The organism is Sinorhizobium medicae, assembly GCF_007827695.1.
Classification (GTDB): Bacteria; Pseudomonadota; Alphaproteobacteria; order Rhizobiales; family Rhizobiaceae; genus Sinorhizobium; species Sinorhizobium medicae.
Map to the genome: position 1 here is coordinate 1 of NZ_VITA01000066.1, position 1,202 is coordinate 1,202.

General features: G+C 61.0%; 1 protein-coding gene. It reads right to left on the reverse strand.

The features are described 5' to 3' along the window. Positions 1-17: 17 nt before the first annotated feature. Positions 18-1,186 (reverse strand): IS3-like element ISSme1 family transposase gene (locus tag FB009_RS32570; protein WP_145162746.1). Its coding sequence is split into 2 segments (ribosomal slippage): positions 18-934 and positions 934-1,186, totalling 1,170 coding nucleotides; the frame shifts between segments, so codons are not numbered across the junction. Positions 1,187-1,202 lie beyond the last annotated feature (16 nt).

The window sequence follows — 1,202 nt, forward strand, 5'->3', positions numbered from 1 at the left end:
GGTCCAGTTTGAAGGGTTCAGATCATTTTCATTACGCCACTTGGCGCGGTGGGAGCAACCGGCGGAAACGCGTAGCCTTCATCTTGCACAGCGTTGAAGCCGGTTGCGGCGATGGTTCCGGCATAGCGTGCCGGGGTCTGATATCCGAGCGATGAGTGCGGCCGGGAATGGTTATAATCGTCTGCCCATTCGGCGATGGCGCTGCGGGCATGATCGAGACCGAAGAACAGGCTTTCGTTCAGCAGCTCGTCGCGCATCCGCCCGTTGAAGGACTCGATATAACCGTTCTGCATCGGCTTTCCCGGTGCGATGTAGTGCCACTCGACCTTGTGCTCCTTTGACCAGGCGAGGATCGCGTTCGACGTGAATTCCGTGCCATGGTCGGAGACAATCATGCCGGGCTTGCCGCGCCGCTCGAGGAGCGCCGTCAATTCGCGAGCAACACGACGGCCGGAGATCGAGGTGTCGGGGATCGCTGCCAGGCATTCGCGCGTCACGTCATCGACGATGTTGAGCACGCGAAATCTTCTTCCGCAGGCGAACTGATCATGGACGAAATCCAGCGACCAGCGGGCATTGGCCTTCGCTTCGACCAGTATCGGCGCACGCGTGCCGACGGCACGCCGCCTGGCTTTCCGCTTGCGAACCGAAAGCCCTTCCTCGCGATACAGCCGATAGATGCGGTTGACGCCGGACGGCTCTCCCTCCCGCCTGAGCAGGACGAACAGTCGCCGGTAGCCGAAACGCCGTCGCTCGTTGGCGAGGTCGCGAAGCTTCTTCCGCAGTTCGGCCTCTGACGGTCGGCGTGACCGATAGCGCACCATCTTCCGGTCAGCGGAGATGATCTGGCAGGCCCGCCGCTCCGAGAGGCCCATGACGGCCTTCAGATGCGCGACGGCTTCACGCTTGGCGGCGGGCCCTACCATTTTTTTGCAAGAAGCTCGCGGAGTGCGGCGGCATCCAGCATCTGCTCGGCGAGCAGCTTCTTCAGCTTGGCGTTCTCCTCTTCGAGCGCCTTCAGGCGCTTCGCCTCGGAAACCTCCATGCCCCCGAATTTGGCTTTCCAATTGTAAAATGTCGCGTCCGAAATCCCATGCTTGCGGCAGAGGTCCGCCACCTTCGCGCCAGCCTCCTGCTCCTTCAGTACCGCAATAATCTGCTCTTCCGTAAATCTCTGCTTCTTCATGCGTCCGTCCTTCAAT